The organism is Gottschalkia acidurici 9a (assembly GCF_000299355.1).
In the GTDB taxonomy this organism is placed as follows: domain Bacteria; phylum Bacillota; class Clostridia; order Tissierellales; family Gottschalkiaceae; genus Gottschalkia; species Gottschalkia acidurici.
The window spans coordinates 2,839,208-2,857,078 of record NC_018664.1 but is presented as its reverse complement, the minus strand read 5'-3'; the positions used below and the strand labels follow the sequence as shown (position 1 = coordinate 2,857,078).

Sequence of the window (17,871 nt, the reverse complement as noted above, 5' to 3'; positions counted from 1 at the left end):
TAATATGAAAAATATAAAGTTAAAACTAGCGCGGGTTGAAAAAGATTTATCACAAGAACAGTTAGCAAATATTGTAGGAGTATCTAGACAAACTATAGGTTTAATAGAACTTGGTAAGTATAATCCTTCACTTAACTTATGTGTTGCAATATGTAAGGCTTTATCTAAAACTTTAAATGATCTATTTTGGGAGGAATAAAGGTTAAAACTTATAAAAAATATAGCCCTAATACTTAAAGAGCATGCGAGATCGCTCTAAATAAGTATATAGGGCTATAATAATATATAGGCTACTATTTAGTATAGTTGTCAAAGTATCCTTGAATATATACTATAGGAGTACCTTTATCTCCACTTCCTGAAGTTAAATCAGCTAGCGAGCCTATAAGATCAGTAAGTCTTCTAGGAGTAGTACCTTGTGATGCCATAGATCCTACAAGATCTTCTTCTTTATTTTTAATATATTCTGAAATAGCTTTCTTAAGCTCTTCACCTCTTAAATCAGAAAAATCATTGTCCGCAAGGTATTTTAACTTAACTTCATTAGGAGTTCCTTCTAGTCCAGATGTATAAGCTGGAGAAACCACAGGATCAGCAAGTTCCCATATCTTACCCACAGGATCTTTGAAAGCACCATCACCATAAACCATTACTTCAACAGTTTTACCAGTTTTATCTTTAAGACTAGCTTGTATTTTATCAACTACAGGTTGACAATCACGAGGGAAAAGTTTAACGCTATCTTCAGTTGCTTTATTTGAACCCAAAAGCCCGTACTCTTCATTATATCCGTTACCATCAATAGAAGTAGCAAGAATATCGTCAAGTCCGTAAACTTTTTCAGCACCATTTGATTTTAAAATTCTTTTAGTTCTAAATCTAGTATGAATATCACAAGCAAGAACGCTTTTTGTATAATTTAAAATTGTTTTTGGGTGGTTAGAGAATATAATTTCACATTCAGCACCACATTCTTCAACTAAAGATCTATAATACTCTATATAGTCAACACCAGTAAATTGATGCTTTTCATATCCAAAGTATTCACGGAATTGCTTTTCAGTTAGTACATCAGACCAAGGATTTACACCTTTCTCGTCAAGTACATCTATATCTACTAAATGATTTCCAACTTCATCAGCTGGGAAGCTTAACATTATCACAACTTTTTTTGCTCCTTTTGCAATCCCACGAAGGCAAGTAGAGAAACGGTTACGACTTAATATTGGGAATATAACTCCAACTGTATCATCACCAAACTTTGAGCTTATATCTTTTGCAATAGCATCTATGCTTGCATAGTTACCTTGAGCACGAGCTACTATAGATTCAGTTAAAGTAACTACATCTTTATCATTAATAGAAAAACCTTCTGCTTTTGAAGCTTGTAATACGCTATCCACAACTACTTGAACGATATCGTCTCCATCATTAATAATTGGAGCACGAACACCTCTAACTACAGTACCTACTGTTCTTTCCATTGAAAATCACTCCTCTATAGTTTTAATATCATATAATGTATTTATTATCATATCTTATCCTTTTTAAACAATATTAAAAAATATAAAATACTGGGATATTAATTAAAAAATCTATACAATTAAAAAAGTATTAAAATTGTGTTGTCGTTTATACTTGTATTATATAACCTCATATGGTATAAGTAAAATAAATATATATGATATTAGATATAAGGAGTGCTTATATGATATCTAAATTAGATTTATATAAAGTATTTTGTGAAGTAGCAAAGTGTCAAAGTTTTTCAAAAGCTGCTAAAGAATTATTTATGACTCAACCAGCTATAAGTCAGTCAATAATGCAACTTGAAAATGATCTAGATATGCGTCTTTTTACTAGAACTCCTAAAGGTGTGATACTTACTAATGAAGGAGAAACTTTATTTGAGTACGTTAATTCTGCTATTAGTTTAATTAAAACTGGAGAAAAAAAATTATTAGAATCTAAAAACTTAATAACAGGGGAACTAAAAATAGGGGTTGGAGATACTATTTCAAGATATTACTTACTACCATATCTAGAGATGTTCCACAATCAATATCCAAATATTAAGCTAAAAATAATAAATCGAACAACTTTAGAACTTTGCTCTATGGTAAAGTCAGGTGAAGTAGACATTGCAATTTGCAACTTACCTATAAAAGATTCATCTTTAAAAGTAAAAAAATGTATAGATGTTCATGATATTTTTGTTTGTGGCGATAAATATAAAGATAAGTTAAAAGAACCATTAAGCTTAGAAGAATTAAATAAATCACAGCTTATACTACTCGAACCAAAGTCAAATTCAAGACAATATGTAGAAAAGTATATGTTAACGAAAGGAATAAAACTAAGCACAGAAATTGAACTTGGATCTCATGACTTACTATTGGAGTTTGCAAGAATAAATTTAGGTATAGCTTGTGTAGTTAGAGAGTTCTCAAAAGAGTATTTATCAAGTAATATACTATATGAAATAAAATTGGAAGAGGATATACCTAAAAGAGCAATAGGGTATTGCTTTTTAAAGAGCGTGTCCTTATCTCCTGCTTCTGAAAAGTTTGTTGAAATATTAGATAGTAAAAGTATATAAAATTATTAAATGTGACCTCGCTTATATTCAGTAATCTTAATAAAAGGAATATTCCAAATTAATTAACAATACCGTGTCAATAATTACACGATATATAGTTAATATGTGAATAGATATATAGGGATTATATAGGTTTTATTTAAGTTGATTCAATAAAAGTAAAAATTGAATAAACTATATTCACATGGTATAATTAATTTAAAATGTTTTTACTTAAGGGAGAGATCGCATGAGTCATAAAAGGATTAAAGAACGAACTTATTTAAATAAGTTAATTTCATTTATTGTTGGACTAGTTGTTGGATATCTTATTTATTTATTTATTTTCTCTATGTTTACTAATGGAGATGAAATACCAGATTTCTATTCAAATTTATCAATTATGTTTTCTTTAATTACAATGTTAGCTTATATAATAATTAGTGAGTTTAACTACTTAAAGAAACTAGAGCTAACTACAAATGCCTTACATAGTAATATTAGTATATATAAGAAACGTGAGAAAGATTTATTATCTAAAGCTGAAGAAATTATAACTAAATTTCTATACCATGAAAGTGATATTCAAAAATCAGTGGCATCTTCAAGAGAAGGGAGTGCTGTGAAAAGTGGTGTTGAAGGAGAAATTCTTTCTATAAGTGATTTGAGATTGACTGTGGAAAGCTATCCAGATCTAAAATCAGACACCCATATAAGTACAATATTATCTCAACTTGAAGAATCACAAAATACGATATTAAACTCGAAATTACTATATAACGAATATGTTACGTACTATAATTCTACTATTGTTAATGTCCCTGCAATTATCTTTTTAGAAATGTGGAAGCTAGAATCTTTAGAATTTTATCATGATACTGATATTAACGAATAGTAAAAACAAATAGAAATAATAAGCCTCCTTGTGACTTAGTAATTATAATTAAAATCACTTAAAGGAGGCTTTAGTGTTTGAATAAATTTAAACTATATTATAAAAGTGGTGATTATTATATGAATAATAGTGTAAATATACTAATTGTAGAAGATGATGTAGATATAAACAATCTACTATGCAAGATACTAACTAAGCAAGGCTACAATGTAAGAAGTGCATATTCAGGGTCAGAGGCTAAAATGTGTCTTGAACATTATGATTTTCAACTTATATTACTTGACTTAATGCTACCCGGTATAACAGGTGAAGAGCTTATTTCAGATATAAGAGAAATTAAGACTATGCCAATCATAGTTATATCAGCTAAGCCTGGACAAGATACAAAGATAGATGTATTGAGACTAGGAGCAGATGACTTTGTATCAAAACCATTCGATGTAAAAGAAGTATTAGCAAGAGTTGAAGCCCAGTTAAGGCGATACATGGTATTTTCCGATTCAAATAAAAAGCAAAAAATCTTAACTTATCATGATATAGTTCTAAATCAAGAAACCGTAGAAGTTACACTTAAAGGACAGAATATTAATTTTACAGCAAGAGAGTTCACTATATTAGAGTTACTCATGTCCTATCCAAATAAAGTATTTACAAAAGCTAATATATTTGAACATGCTTGGGATGCTAGCTTTCTAGGGGATGATAATACGGTAAATGTTCACATAAGTAATATACGTTCCAAACTAGCTAAGGTTGATTCAAAGACAGAATATATACACACAGTTTGGGGAATTGGGTTTAAAATGAAGTAAATACATTTTGAAACTAATTCTTTTCTTATTACTTAATACTTTCTTAAGATTTTCTTTATATTATCTTTTATATTATATCTTAATATATAATTATAAAAGATAAGGAGGTTAGCTTAGATGGCTGATACGATACTTAGAACAAAGAATCTGACTAAAAAATACCATAGTCAGTTTGCTGTGAACAACGTAAATATAGAAGTCAGACAAGGAGATATTTATGGACTTGTTGGAAAGAATGGTGCTGGTAAGACGACTTTAATTAGAATGATAACAGGGCTTACAATACCGACAAATGGAGAAATTGAGCTGTTCCGAGAAACATCTGAGAAAGGCTTAAATAAATCAAGAGTAAGAACAGGTAGCATGGTTGAAACACCGAGTTTTTTTCCATATTTGTCCGCAAGAAAAAACCTTGAATATTACAGAATACAAAAAGGTATAGTTGAAAAAGATTGTGTAGAAGAAGTTATTAAAATCACAGGTCTCGAAGATGCAGGAAACAAAAAGTTTAAAAACTTTTCTCTTGGTATGAAACAAAGACTAGGTATAGCATTTGCTATAATGGGAAACCCAGATTTGCTTATTTTAGACGAACCTGTAAATGGACTTGATCCTACTGGAATAGTTGAGTTAAGAGAACTACTAATAAAGCTTAATAGAGAGAAGAATACTACAATAATCATATCAAGTCATATATTAGGAGAGCTTTCTCAATTAGCTACTATATATGGATTTATTGATAAAGGGAAGATAGTAGAACAGATATCAGCAGAAGAATTAGAAGAGAAGTGCAGAGTGTGTTTATCAATAAAGGTAGATGATACAACTAAATCAGTAGTTATAATAGAAAAAGAACTTAATTGTAATGAATACGAAGTTTTAAATAATAATGAAATTAGATTATATGAATATATAGATACTCCTGAAGTTGTAGTCAAGGCTCTTGTAGAAAACGGAATCATGGTATCTTCAGTTAATCAAAAGGGTGCAAATCTAGAAGACTACTTCATTAAACTAGTAGGGGGTAATCATAATGCTTAATTATATAAGAGCGGAATTATATAGGAATTTTAATAGATCATATTTTTGGAATCTAACAGGAATATTATCTTTACTTGGACTAGCACTTAATGTGTTCTTTATGGCTAATAAGAATTCATTACCTGATCTGGGCTTAAATATGATATTTACAGCAGCATTTGGAACTCTTGGAATGTCAGTATTTTTTGTTTTAATTATAGTTGATATAGTTACAGCAGAAGAACAAAAAAATTCAACTTTAAAAAATGTAATATCACTTGGATTTCCAAGAAGTAAATTAGTTTTATCAAAGATTATAACAACAGTTATTCTTTCTTTAATATCAGTTACGATTATATTAACTATATTCTTTGGTAGCGGAATAATATTACTTGGATTAGATGGTGTCACTTCAGAAATAGTACTGAACTACCTAAAAAGATTATTAACTACAATGACATTATGTATTGGTGCTATATCAATAGGTACCTTTCTAGCGTTTGCTATAAAAAACAATACTGCATATTCACTTGTTTATGTAAGTATTTTCCTGATGACGTCTACAGTTATAAGAGTTCTTTCATACTTTGTGTCAGATAAACTTATGTATCTTAATAACTTTCTAATTACAAAACAGATATCTAAACTAATGGAAGAGGAAGTTACTATTAAAACAATACTATCCGCAAATGGTGTAGGTATTATATATGCAATAGTATTCATATTATTAACCATTATACTTTTTAAGAAAAAAGAGATTAAATAAATTAGAAAAAAGAGGTGGCATTTATGGAGAACTTAATTATTATTTTTTTAATAGGGGCATTAGCTATATTTGTCGCCTTTTATTTCTTACAACAAAGAGAAATTAAAAGCATAAGTAATCAACTTGAAAAAATAAATGAAAGTAGAACTAATTCAAAGTTACTAATTTCTATGCCAAATAAAGAATTAGAAAAACTAGCTTTAGAGATAAATAAGTTTTTAGAGAAAAAACAGAAAATAGAAGCTAAGTATAAGAAGATGGATTTAGAACTTAGACAAGCTATAGTAAATATATCTCATGATCTAAGAACTCCTCTTACTTCTATAAAGGGATATATACAGCTTATAGAAGACAGCACATTGTCTAGTGATGAAAAGTCACAATATATATCTATAGTTAAGAAGAGAACAGAGTCTTTAGAAGTACTAATATCTAATTTTTATGAATTATCTAGACTCGAGGCAAACGAATATAAATTTAGTCTTAAGTCGATAAATATATCGAACATGCTATGTGATGTAATGGCTGCATTTTATAATGAATTTCAAGATAAAGGAATAGATCCTGCTATTAAAATCGATGAAAAAGTACCATCAATTATTGGGGATGAGAATGCGGTAAGAAGAGTAATTGCAAATTTAATACAAAATATGATCAAGTACGGGGATAAGATTATAGATATATCACTAGAACAACATAAAGATGTTATCATAATGGATTTTACAAATGATACTGTAGGATTAATAAATAAAGAAGACGTTAGTCATATATTTGATCGTTCATTTACAGTGGATCGTACAAGAAGCGGACAAAGTACAGGAATAGGTCTTGCTATAACGAAACAGCTAGTTGAGCAAATGGGACATAAGATATATGTGGAGTTGATAGATAATAAAATTAGTATAAAAATAGAGTGGAGGTACTTATGAGAAATCGCATTATTTTTATTGCCATAATATCAATTTTTATAAGTATACTTTTTAACTCCATAATCAAACCTAATCTTGGAAGAGGTACTCATCATATACTTGCAGAATCTACAGACTTGAGTGAAGAAAATATTGAAGATTTAAGACTACATGATAATATTCGTAGTAGCAAAATAATATCAAAATACGGAGATAAAATGAAAGAAAGTAGAGATGTTGTTGATTATAACTACTTTAATTTAAGAAAAGGGATTGAAGTTGCTGTAAATAGTGAAGATGAAATTTTGAGAGTTATTGCTACAGATGATGAGTTAAAAACAAGTAAAGGTATAAAGATTGGTAATAATGATACAGATATAAGAAGTGCATATGGGAATGATAGTTACTACCGTAGAGAACAAGGAATGGATATAATCGGATATATTGATAAAGAAAAAAGCTGTTCTATTGAGTTCTGGATGGTGGACAATAAAGTTGAGCTTATTCGCTTTGATGAATCTTTAATGAAATAATTAGGATTTTTAGTTTTAATATAAAAGAGGTGAAGTATTATTAAGGATAAATCTTTGTCTAGGGTTATAGGAAATATATTTGGAACTATTTCTGTAGGTATAGCTTTAATAGTGATTATACTAATATTAGATTAGATATTCAGAATAACTCCGTATCAAGAATTACAAGCCTTAGCGGAAAACCCACTCCTTCAGGCGTGGGATGGATAGCCTTCTTTTAATCTTTCAAAATGCATAATAATTAAAAGTGTGTGTATAAAACCATTGGATACATACACATATTAATATATAGTTATATTATGAAAAATTATAGAATGACTCAAACAACAGTATCATTAATTAATTATCATTTTGTATTCTGTCCTAGATATAGAAGGAAGATATTCGATATACAAAATGTAGAAATTAGATTTAAAGAAATATTTAAAGACATATGTGATAAATTAGAAGTAGAAATTATAGCAATAGAATGTGATAGAGATCATACGCATATGTTTTTAAATTGTCTACCATCATTAAGCCCAGCTGACATAATGCAAAAGATAAAAGGAGTGAGTAGTAAGCTCATTAGAGAAGAATTTGTAGAATTAAGTAAAATGCCTAGCCTATGGACTAGAAGTTATTTTGTATCAACTGCTGGAAGCGTATCAAGTGAAAATATTAAGAAGTATGTAGAAGAGCAAAAAACAAGATATTAGAATGGAGGTGAGTGTTGTGTCAAGTGATACAAAATCAAATTTTATATTAACATTGAAGTTAAAAACTGAAAAATTTCAAGAAGATATATTAAATAAGCGATTAGAAATATCAAGACAAATGTATAATAGCTGTTTAGGCGAATTATTTAAAAGATATAAATATATGAAGCAGAGTAAGGAATATATAAAGGTAGCAAGGATGGATAAAGGTAAAGATAGAAACAAGAGATTCTCAGAACTGAATAAAAAATATGGCTTGACAGAATATTCACTCCACGATTTTATTAAGCCAATGCAACATAAGTTTAAGAAAAATATAGACAGTTTCACAGCTCAAAAGATAGCTACTAGGTGTTTTAGTGCTTTTCAAGAATTAATGTTTCATAAAGCAAATAGAGTTTACTTTAAAAGATATGATGAAATGAATAGTGTAGAAGGAAAGAGCAATAAGACAGGGATTAGATTTGTAAATAATAAATTAGAATGGAATAAACTATCTATACCAGTTATTATAAAAAAGAATGATGAATATGCACAAATGGCACTACAGAATAAAGTTAAATATTGTAGAGTTGTTAGAAAATTTATTCGTGGTAAATACAAATTCTATCTTCAATTAATTATGGGCGGAGTTCCACCTATTAAGGTAAATAAAGCTAGTGGTCAAGCTAAGAATAGCATAGAAACGGGAGATGTAGGAATAGATATAGGAACTCAAACAATAGCCATAGCTAGTAAATATGATGTTAAATTGCTAGAATTAGCACCAGAAATTAATAATATAGAGAAAGAAAAAAGAGTGTTAAATAGAAGGTTGGACAGACAAAGACGTGCTAATAATCCTGATAAATATAATGACAATGGCACTATAAATCGTGGAAATAGAGATAAATGGATTAAATCTAATAGATATGTCAAAACACAAAATGAATTAAGAGAAATACAAAGGAAACAAGCTGACATTAGAAAGCAATCACATGAAAAATTAGCAAATTATATATTAGGGCTTGGAAATAAAATTAAAGTTGAAACTATGAATTTTAAAGGACTTCAGGCTAGGGCAAAAGAAACTACTGTTAATGAGAAAACTGGTAGAGTTAATAAAAAGAAAAGATTTGGCAAGAGTTTGGCAAATAAAGCACCAGCAATGTTGTTAACTATATTAGATAATAAATTAAAATGGAACGATGAAGTATTGATAGGAGTAAATACCTATAAAGTTAGAGCATCGCAATATAGTCATATAGAAGATAAATACACTAAAAAAACATTGCGTGATAGATGGAATGATTTTAGCAGTTATAAAATACAAAGAGATATGTATAGTGCATTTTTGATCATGAATGTTAAAGACGATTTAAAAGAAATAGATAGAGATTTGTGCTTTAGAAGATTTGAAAATTTTAGAAAACTACATGATAAAGAAATCGAAAGAATTAAAAATAGTGAAAATAAATTAATAAGTAGTATGGGTTTATAAAATCAACAAACGTCTTGAAGCGGGCGTAATGCTAACGTTAAAGTAATTCATTAGAATATGCTTAGTTAGTGAAAGTCTATCTGATACAAGCTAGTTTTCACATGTTGTAAATATCTAATTTAGATACTGAGAGTGTAAAAGAAACTTGGGTAGGATAGAACCCCATTGCTTTAGCTGTGGGAGTTACAGTATTATCGTGGAGGCGATTAAATGAATATGGCAGCAATTAATTACTATTTATTACATTATGGCATGATATTTTTATTTATTTTATTTTTATTAGAATATTTAAATGCCCCAGGGCTGTCAGCAGGGATAATTATGCCACTTTCAGGAATTTGGGTTAAAGAATATGGACAAAGTATTATTCTCGCGATAATAGTATCAGTTATAGGTGGTATTATAGGAAGTGTTATTCTGTATGGATTAGGCAGATTCTGTGGAAAGCATATAATAGATAAGTGGTTTTATAAAGATAAAAAAAAGAAAGGATATATAAGAAAAAAGATAGATTTTTTAAAAGAAAAGGGAGCAATAGGTGTATTTTTTAGTATGTTTATACCAGGAATTAGAACTATTGTATCAATACCAGCTGGTGCTCTAAAAATAAACATTTTAGAATACCTTTTATTTTTATTTTTTGCAGTCTTTATATGGAATACAGCTTTGATTCTCTCAGGATACTTTCTTGGAAGTGCAGTTTTTAGTTATTTAAACATCACGTAGAAAGGGGATACATCATTGTACTTTATTTAAAAAGGACTTCCAATGTAATTACTGTTTAAAAACTAATTTTATCTAGACACAACTTCATTAAACTAAGCAGAGGAAGGAGGATAATATGGTAAAAATTCTAGTAGTAGAAGATGATGATACACTAAATAATGGAGTAAGTTTCAACTTGCAAGCAGATAATTTTGAAGTAATATCGGCACATTCTATAAATGAAGCTATAGAAGTTTTAAGTAAAACTCCCATAGATCTAGCCATACTAGATGTAAATCTACCGGATGGAAGTGGGTTTGATTTATGTAAAAGTATAAGAGAAACTAATGATATAGGAATAATATTTCTTTCAGCTTGTGATATGGAATTTGATGTAGTTACAGGTTTTAAGCTTGGAGCTGATGATTATATAACTAAACCTTTTAGTCTAAGCATATTAAGAGAAAGAGTACTAGCAGTACTTAGAAGATATAAAAAGAATACTGAATCACTAAATACAATAATTATAGATAATTTAAAGATTGATTTTGACAAAATGACTGTATTTAAAAATAATGAGGACATTATCTTAACCCCTACAGAATATAAACTTTTGAATGCACTAATAAAATCGAGAGGACAAGTTCTAACTAGAAAATCTTTACTTGAGGCCTTATGGGATAAGGATTGTAACTTTGTTGATGAACATGCACTAACAGTAAATATTAATAGGCTTAGAAATAAAATAGAAGATGATCCAGCTAAGCCTAAATATATTAAAACTGTTTATGGTATAGGCTACATTTGGTAGGTGATATAACATGAAGGAAATATCAGATAAGAAAATTTATATAATATTTGGAATCATATTTTTAACTCTTTCTATTTCATTTATACTATTTATATTTTTAGGACTACATAGTTTTCTTAATATATCTTCTCAAAATATAGGACAGGTTAATTCTTTTTTTGTTGGAACAATAATTTTTATTCTGCTATTATTAATTACAGTAATATCCTATACATATATTATAAGAACTCAAATTTTAAAATTTTCAGATAGAATGTGTGTTACTATAGATAAAATATTATCCCAAGAGGATAATATTGAATTTCAAGTTAATAAAGAAAGCTTATTATCAAAGCTAGAAAGTAAATTAAAAGAACTAGTAGATTTAACCTGTCATCAAAGACAAAAAATAATTGATGAGCAAAATAATATTAAATCATTTATATCAGATATATCTCATCAAATAAAAACTCCTATAGCAAATATTTTGATGTATAATGAAACACTCATAGAAAGAGATTTATCAAGAGAACAGCAACAGAATTTCTTACACGATATGAAATTACAGACTACAAAGCTTCAGTGGCTTATGGAGTCACTTATAAAAATGTCTAGACTTGAAACAGGATTAATATCTTTAAACAAAGAAAATTCAAAGCTTGAGGAAACCATAGCCCAAGCACTAGGTAGTATATATATAAAAGCACAACAAAAGAATATAGATATTACTGTTAACTGTGATATAGATGTTGAGATACATCATGATAAAAAATGGATCAGTGAAGCCATTTCTAATATACTTGAAAATGCCGTAAAGTATACTCAAAGTGGAGGGCTTATAAAAATAGAAGTAGAGAGTTTTGAGATATTTACTAGAATAGATATTGAAGATAACGGGATAGGTATAGAAGAGAATAATATTAACAATATATTCAAGCGATTCTATAGAGGAAAAGAAGTTTTAGATAAAGAGGGAGTAGGTGTAGGATTATATCTTGCAAGGGAAATTATAAGTAAACAAGGTGGATATATAAAAGTTAAATCTCAAAAAGGAATAGGAACAGTCTTTTCAATATTTTTATTAAATCAATTGCCGTAGTTATTTTAAAACTACGGCTTTTTTACGTAACAAAACTGTTATATTTCAGTTCTAGTTCGTGACTAGTTTGAGATACTTTGTTGCTATTATAAGAATATAAAGAGAAACTTAATTAGAAGGGGAGAAACTATATGAGCATATTATCAGCAAAAAGTCTTAAAAAATACTATGGACAAGAATCAAACATAGTGAAAGCATTAGATGGTATTGATGTCAGTATTAAAAAGGGAGAATTTGTAGCCATAGTAGGTACCTCAGGATCAGGTAAGAGCACACTTTTACATATGCTAGGAGGGCTTGATAAACCCACAGAAGGTAAAGTAATAGTAGATAATAATGATATATCTAATATGAATGATGAAGAATTAACTATATTTAGACGTAGAAATATAGGCTTTATATTTCAAAGCTATAATCTTATACCCATATTGAATGTTTACGAGAACATTGTATTACCAATAGAGCTCGATGGTAATAAAGTAGATCAAGAATATATTAATCAAATTATAACCACATTAGGATTAAAAGATAAGCAGACAAATATGGCAAATAATCTTTCTGGAGGACAGCAACAGCGTGTAGCTATAGCTAGAGCCCTGGCAACTAAACCATCAATAATATTAGCAGATGAACCAACAGGAAATCTTGATGGAAAAACAGGTCAAGAAGTATTAGGATTGTTGAAAATCACCAGTGAAAAGTTTAGTCAAACTATAGTTATGATAACCCATAATGAAGAAATTGCCCAAATGGCAGATCGAATTATAAGAATTGAAGACGGTAAAATTGTGGGAACTAGGGGGTAATTTTCTATGTTACAAAATAATAATAAAACAACTATAAAAGAACTAGCTAAAAAGACTTTAAAAGCTAATAAAAATAGAAATATATTTGCAATATTAGCTATTATACTCACTACACTGCTATTTACTTCTATATTTACATTAGGAATGAATCTTATAAAATCTATGGAACTTGCAACTATGAAACAAATAGGAACATCAGGACATGGAGGGTTTGAAGGACTAACAGAAGATGAATACGAGAAATTAATAAAACATCCTCTTGTAAAAGATTATGGTAGATCTATGTTTTTAGCAGTGGCAACTAATGATGTTTTTAAAAGTAAGGCAGTTGAGATTAGATATGCAGATGATAAATGGGCAGAGTTTACATTTTCTACTCCAATAAAGGGAAAATTACCTCAAAATAAATATGAGGTAGCAATGCCAACTTGGGTTCTTGATATGATTAATGTGCCTCATAAACTAGGATCAACAGTTCACCTTGAGTATGAAATTAATGAAATAAAATATTCGAAAGACTTTGTTCTTTCAGGGTTTTGGGAAAGTGATAAAAATTTATCAACAGCAGGTATGGCTTACATATCTCGCGATTTCGTAGAAGAATCAATAAAGGGTATTGATATAGAAACTATATTAACTAATTATAATGATAAGGGAATTACAGCGTTAGAAATTATGCTAGACAATTCATGGAGCATTGAGCAGAAACTTAAAAAAATTGCAGATGAAACAGGTGTTACTTGGGACGACAGATATGGAGTAAATTGGGCTTATACTACAACAAAAATAATTGATTTAAGAAGTGTTTTAACGTTTGGAATAACTCTATCTTTAATTTTATTAAGTGGATATCTTTTAATATACAATATATTCTATATATCAGTAGTAAAAGATATAAGATATTTTGGACTTTTAAAAACTATAGGAGCAACTTCAAAGCAGCTAAAGTATATAATAAAAAAACAAGCATTTAGTTTATCCTTAATCGGTATTCCAATAGGATTGATTACAGGATATTTCTTAGGAACAAAGGTAACGCCGTTTTTGATGACTGGAAACTTTGCTAAGGATAGTATTACGTTTTCATCTAGTCCTATTATATTTATAGGATCAATTATTTTTACATTAATAACAGTACTTTTAAGTTGCAAAAAACCAGAGAAGATTGTTTCTAAGGTTTCTCCTGTTGAAGCAATTAAATATACAGGAGTAAGTACAGATATTAAGAGAAAAAGCAAGTCTTCAACAAATGGATCGAAGATATATAGAATGGCATTTTCAAATATACTCAGAAGCAAAAGAAAAACTATCACTGTTATTATGTCTTTATCGTTAAGTATTATAATTTTAAACTTTGTTGTTACACTAATTAGTGGATTTAACATGGACATATATTTAGAAAGCTACATTAGAGGAGATTTTGTTATAGGAAATTCAACTTACCATACTCACTATACTGTTTTTGATGAACAGCCAACTTTAACTAAAGAAATATGCGATGATATAGAGAAAAATAACGATGTGGATAGGATAGATAGAGTATATTTTTATAATGGTCAAGCTAAAATAAATGAAGATGAAGTAAGAAGACTTGAAGAGGAAAAAAACACAGTAGAAAAAGAAGATAAGAATAAGCTAACAATGATAAACAATGTACTAGAAAGTAAATTAATATATGCTCAAGTATATGGTTTAGATCAAGGTTGGTTTGATATTTATAGAGATGACCATATAATTGAAGGAGAATTTGATAGTGAAAAATTTAAAACGGGGAAGTATGTTTTAGTGGATGGGAAAGAAAAACATTATAGTGTTGGAGACAATATAACATTAAGCACACTAGATGGAAAAGAAGAGACGTTTGAGGTAATGGCAGTTGTAGAAAGCTTATATGTTTACGATGTAAAGTACTCTCGGAGCATGACAGCAAAAGTATATATGCCATCGTCTTCATTTACAGAGTTTATAGAAAATCCTGTAATTATGAGTGCTCAAGTTTATGCTAAAGATGGAAGAGTAGAATCATTAGAGAATTATATGAAAACTATAGTTTCTAGTACACCAGATCTTGAATATATACCAAAATCAAATTATGTAGATGAGTATAAGGGATTTGTAAATAGTTTTTCTACTGTAGGTCTATCGCTAAGTTTAATTATTGGTGTTATTGGTGTCATAAACTTTATAAATACAATGTTAACAAGCATTATTTCAAGAAAACATGAATTTGCACTATTACAGACTGTAGGAATGACAAAAAAGCAGCTTAGAAAAATGATTATTTATGAGGGTCTCTATTATGGAGCAATGACAGTTTTCATTGTTTTAACAATAGGAACTATCATTGTTCAATCAGCAGTAAAATCAGTAGGAAGTCCAATGCCTCACTTTATATATACATTTAAAATTATTCCAACTTTAATCAGCTCAATTATGATTATGATTATTTCTTTTATACTTCCAATTATATGCTATACAAGTATTGATAAATCTAGTATGATAGAAAGATTGAGAGAAGCAGAATAACTTATAAAATAATAAAAAATAGGAATATTCCTTAAAGGAATATTCCTATTTTTTTATATTATCTTTTTTCAAGATCTCTAATTTGCTTTAACACTAATTCATATTCTTTATTAAGTTCCTCTATATTATCGTTTTTACTTGGTATAGAAAGTTTAGCAATTATTTGAGATAGCTTATTTTTAAGAGTCAAAATTTCATTGTTCTTATCAAAATCATTAGCACTAGTTTTCTTTCCTTTTCTCGCTAAATATTCATCATAAGTACCTTTGAAGTCTATAATCTTTTTATTTTCTATAGACATAATTTGAGTAGCTACAGAAGATACAAACTGTCTATCATGAGAAACAAAGATAAGTGTCTTATTATAATTCTTTAAAGTATCTTCTACAACTTCTAGAGAAGGTATATCTAGATAATTAGTAGGCTCATCTAGTATTAGTACATTTATATCCTGAAGAAGTATTTTAGCAAATGATACTTTGACTCTTTCACCACCACTTAATACAGAAATCTTTTTATAAACATCATCTCTTTTAAATAGGAGTCTAGACAATGTTATTCGTGCGAAGGTCTCATCATAAATACTACTTTCCATTACATTATCTAGTATAGTAAAATCTTCTTTTAGAATATCCATAGACTGACTGAGATATCCTATTTTCACTCTATTTGCAGCCCTTATAGCACTATCACCTGATATAATCATTTTTATTAAAGTACTTTTTCCACTACCATTAGAACCAATTAAAGCTACTCTACAGCCATTATAAATATTAAATTCTGCATTGGAAAATATAGTATCTTTATTAAAAGCTTTATAAATTTTTTTGCCACTAATCAATATTTTACCGTGTAGAGAACTAGTTTCAATATCTAATTTAATTGGACTGATTTCTTTAGGCTTTTCTTTTACTTCAATTTGGTTTAATCTACTTTGAAGACTTTTTACTGATTTATCAAGATTATATTTTGATCTTTGATTTCCCATTTTATGAAGTCTCGCTTCTGAGTTACCCATTCGGGATGGAGTTTTTCTTATGGTTTTAACTTTGTGCTTTGTTTCTTCAATAGCAGAAATGAGTTTTTTCTTTTCTGCTTGGAATTGATTGTATTCAAAGTTAGCTCTTTCTACTTCCATTTCTTTTTGTTTTTTATATTCAGTATAATTTCCTTTGTAAAATTTAATTTTTCCACTATCTATCTCTAGTATTTTATTGCATACTTTATCCATAAATACTCTATCATGAGATACTAAAACTATTGTTTCAAAAAACTCATCTAGACTTTTTTCAAGTAGCTCTATACCTTCTATATCTAGATTACTTGTAGGTTCATCTGCAAATATTAAATTAGCACCTTTTTCTAGACTTTGAGCTAATTTAAATCTTGTTTTTTCTCCACCACTCATAGAATCTTCCCATAAGTTATTTATACCAAATTTTTTAGCAGAGGTACTACTAATATCTAATCTGTCACTATCTTCTAATTGACTTATATAACTATAGTTTGTAAGAACTCTAATATCACCTTCTTCAGGCTTAACTTTTCCACAAAGTATATTAAGCAGAGTGGTTTTACCAGAACCATTTAAACCTACTACACCTATTCTATCGCCTGAATATATTTTTAAATTATCTATATCTAATATTAATCTATCTGAATAATACTTTTTTATATCTACACATTCAACTAATAACATAAAAAACCCCTCCTGTTAAAATGGAGAGGATAGTTACACCGCAAACAAAAACACGTATAGGTATACAAGAATAAAACATTTCAATATGAAAATCATAAAAATGTTTTTTATCAGTATATTCCTACTCTAAATTTGTTTTAAGGTTTTTAACAGAAAATGAACTATCCACTCACATAATTTTTTATAAAATGCACAATAAATGAACCTTCGTAACGAAGATTTAAAAACATTTTATTAAACTTGTTAATTGTAAGTAGATTATATATCCATGTCCGCAAATACCTTACCTTTCTTAAATTTGAACCCATTATATATCTATTGCCTAGTATTGTCAATAGTATACATATGGACTTGTGCCAATATTGTAGACACAAAAAAATTAACTAAATATATACTGTCACCTATGCAGTTCGATGAACTGCATTTGGGATCATATAATCAATTGCGTTATGAATCCTTTTTCTATTGTACCAGGATTCAATACATGCATTATTATACGGATTTCTTTTTCTACTAAAGGAGTGGATAAAGTTTTTTAATGATACATATTTTTCAA

The 17,871-nt window shown here is 28.6% G+C and carries 17 protein-coding genes; 15 read left to right on the top strand and 2 right to left on the bottom strand.

Translation table 11 applies throughout. From position 1 onward, the window contains the following. Nucleotides 1-4: 4 nt before the first annotated feature. Entirely contained in the window at nt 5-199 is a 195-nt protein-coding gene (locus CURI_RS13565; protein ID WP_014968843.1) for a helix-turn-helix transcriptional regulator, read from the top strand. A 94-nt stretch (nt 200-293) separates the two neighbouring features. Here CURI_RS13565 and CURI_RS13560 read toward each other — a convergent pair whose 3' ends face one another. Further along, nucleotides 294-1,484, bottom strand: a complete 1,191-nt coding sequence (locus tag CURI_RS13560; RefSeq protein ID WP_014968842.1) for a coenzyme F420-0:L-glutamate ligase — start codon at nt 1,482-1,484, stop codon at nt 294-296. Nucleotides 1,485-1,708: 224 nt separating this feature from the next. Between CURI_RS13560 and CURI_RS13555 the strand changes: the two genes are divergently transcribed. The 14 genes from CURI_RS13555 (at nt 1,709) to CURI_RS13490 (ending at nt 15,616) form a co-directional block, all read left to right on the top strand. Beyond that, nucleotides 1,709-2,599 (top strand): LysR family transcriptional regulator, encoded by an 891-nt coding sequence (locus CURI_RS13555; RefSeq protein ID WP_014968841.1) that lies wholly within the window; start codon nt 1,709-1,711, stop codon nt 2,597-2,599. A gap of 229 nt (nt 2,600-2,828) precedes the next feature. After that, nucleotides 2,829-3,473 (top strand): LemA family protein, encoded by a 645-nt coding sequence (locus CURI_RS13550; RefSeq protein WP_014968840.1) that lies wholly within the window; start codon nt 2,829-2,831, stop codon nt 3,471-3,473. 77 nt (nt 3,474-3,550) lie between these two features. Beyond that, nucleotides 3,551-4,285: a response regulator transcription factor gene (locus tag CURI_RS13545; RefSeq protein ID WP_014968839.1), complete on the top strand. Its 735-nt coding sequence runs from the start codon at nt 3,551-3,553 to the stop codon at nt 4,283-4,285. A 117-nt stretch (nt 4,286-4,402) separates the two neighbouring features. Beyond that, nucleotides 4,403-5,326 (top strand): ATP-binding cassette domain-containing protein, encoded by a 924-nt coding sequence (locus tag CURI_RS13540; RefSeq protein WP_014968838.1) that lies wholly within the window; start codon nt 4,403-4,405, stop codon nt 5,324-5,326. Next, a complete protein-coding gene (locus CURI_RS13535) occupies nt 5,319-6,071 on the top strand; it encodes an ABC transporter permease (RefSeq protein WP_014968837.1) in 753 nt (250 codons plus the stop codon). Before CURI_RS13540 ends, CURI_RS13535 begins: the two co-directional genes overlap by 8 nt. Nucleotides 6,072-6,094: 23 nt before the next feature. Continuing rightward, the gene (locus CURI_RS13530) at nt 6,095-7,000 is read left to right on the top strand and encodes a sensor histidine kinase (protein WP_014968836.1); all 906 of its coding nucleotides are present in this window, start codon (nt 6,095-6,097) and stop codon (nt 6,998-7,000) included. After that, nucleotides 6,997-7,512 carry a hypothetical protein gene (locus CURI_RS13525; RefSeq protein ID WP_014968835.1) on the top strand — a complete coding sequence of 172 codons (516 nt, stop codon included), beginning with the start codon at nt 6,997-6,999 and terminating at the stop codon, nt 7,510-7,512. The genes CURI_RS13530 and CURI_RS13525 overlap by 4 nt, the downstream gene beginning before the upstream one ends. 299 nt (nt 7,513-7,811) lie before the next feature. Continuing rightward, nucleotides 7,812-8,210 (top strand): IS200/IS605 family transposase, encoded by a 399-nt coding sequence (tnpA, locus tag CURI_RS13520; protein WP_014968834.1) that lies wholly within the window; start codon nt 7,812-7,814, stop codon nt 8,208-8,210. Nucleotides 8,211-8,226: 16 nt separating this feature from the next. Next, on the top strand, nt 8,227-9,690 hold the full coding sequence (locus CURI_RS13515; protein WP_014968833.1) for a transposase: 1,464 nt from the start codon (nt 8,227-8,229) through the stop codon (nt 9,688-9,690). 210 nt (nt 9,691-9,900) lie between these two features. Continuing rightward, nucleotides 9,901-10,416 carry a DedA family protein gene (locus tag CURI_RS13510; RefSeq protein ID WP_014968832.1) on the top strand — a complete coding sequence of 172 codons (516 nt, stop codon included), beginning with the start codon at nt 9,901-9,903 and terminating at the stop codon, nt 10,414-10,416. Nucleotides 10,417-10,531: 115 nt separating this feature from the next. Further along, nucleotides 10,532-11,206, top strand: a complete 675-nt coding sequence (locus tag CURI_RS13505; protein WP_014968831.1) for a response regulator transcription factor — start codon at nt 10,532-10,534, stop codon at nt 11,204-11,206. Nucleotides 11,207-11,216: 10 nt separating this feature from the next. Next, entirely contained in the window at nt 11,217-12,284 is a 1,068-nt protein-coding gene (locus tag CURI_RS13500) for a sensor histidine kinase (protein ID WP_014968830.1), read from the top strand. Between the two features lie 131 nt (nt 12,285-12,415). Continuing rightward, nucleotides 12,416-13,090 (top strand): ABC transporter ATP-binding protein, encoded by a 675-nt coding sequence (locus tag CURI_RS13495; RefSeq protein ID WP_014968829.1) that lies wholly within the window; start codon nt 12,416-12,418, stop codon nt 13,088-13,090. 6 nt (nt 13,091-13,096) lie between these two features. Then, complete coding sequence (locus CURI_RS13490) at nt 13,097-15,616, top strand: FtsX-like permease family protein (protein ID WP_014968828.1); 2,520 nt, start codon at nt 13,097-13,099, stop codon at nt 15,614-15,616. Between the two features lie 58 nt (nt 15,617-15,674). On the opposite strand, the gene abc-f is transcribed toward CURI_RS13490, so the two are convergent. Further along, complete coding sequence (gene abc-f, locus CURI_RS13485; RefSeq protein ID WP_014968827.1) at nt 15,675-17,315, bottom strand: ribosomal protection-like ABC-F family protein; 1,641 nt, start codon at nt 17,313-17,315, stop codon at nt 15,675-15,677. Nucleotides 17,316-17,871: the final 556 nt, after the last annotated feature.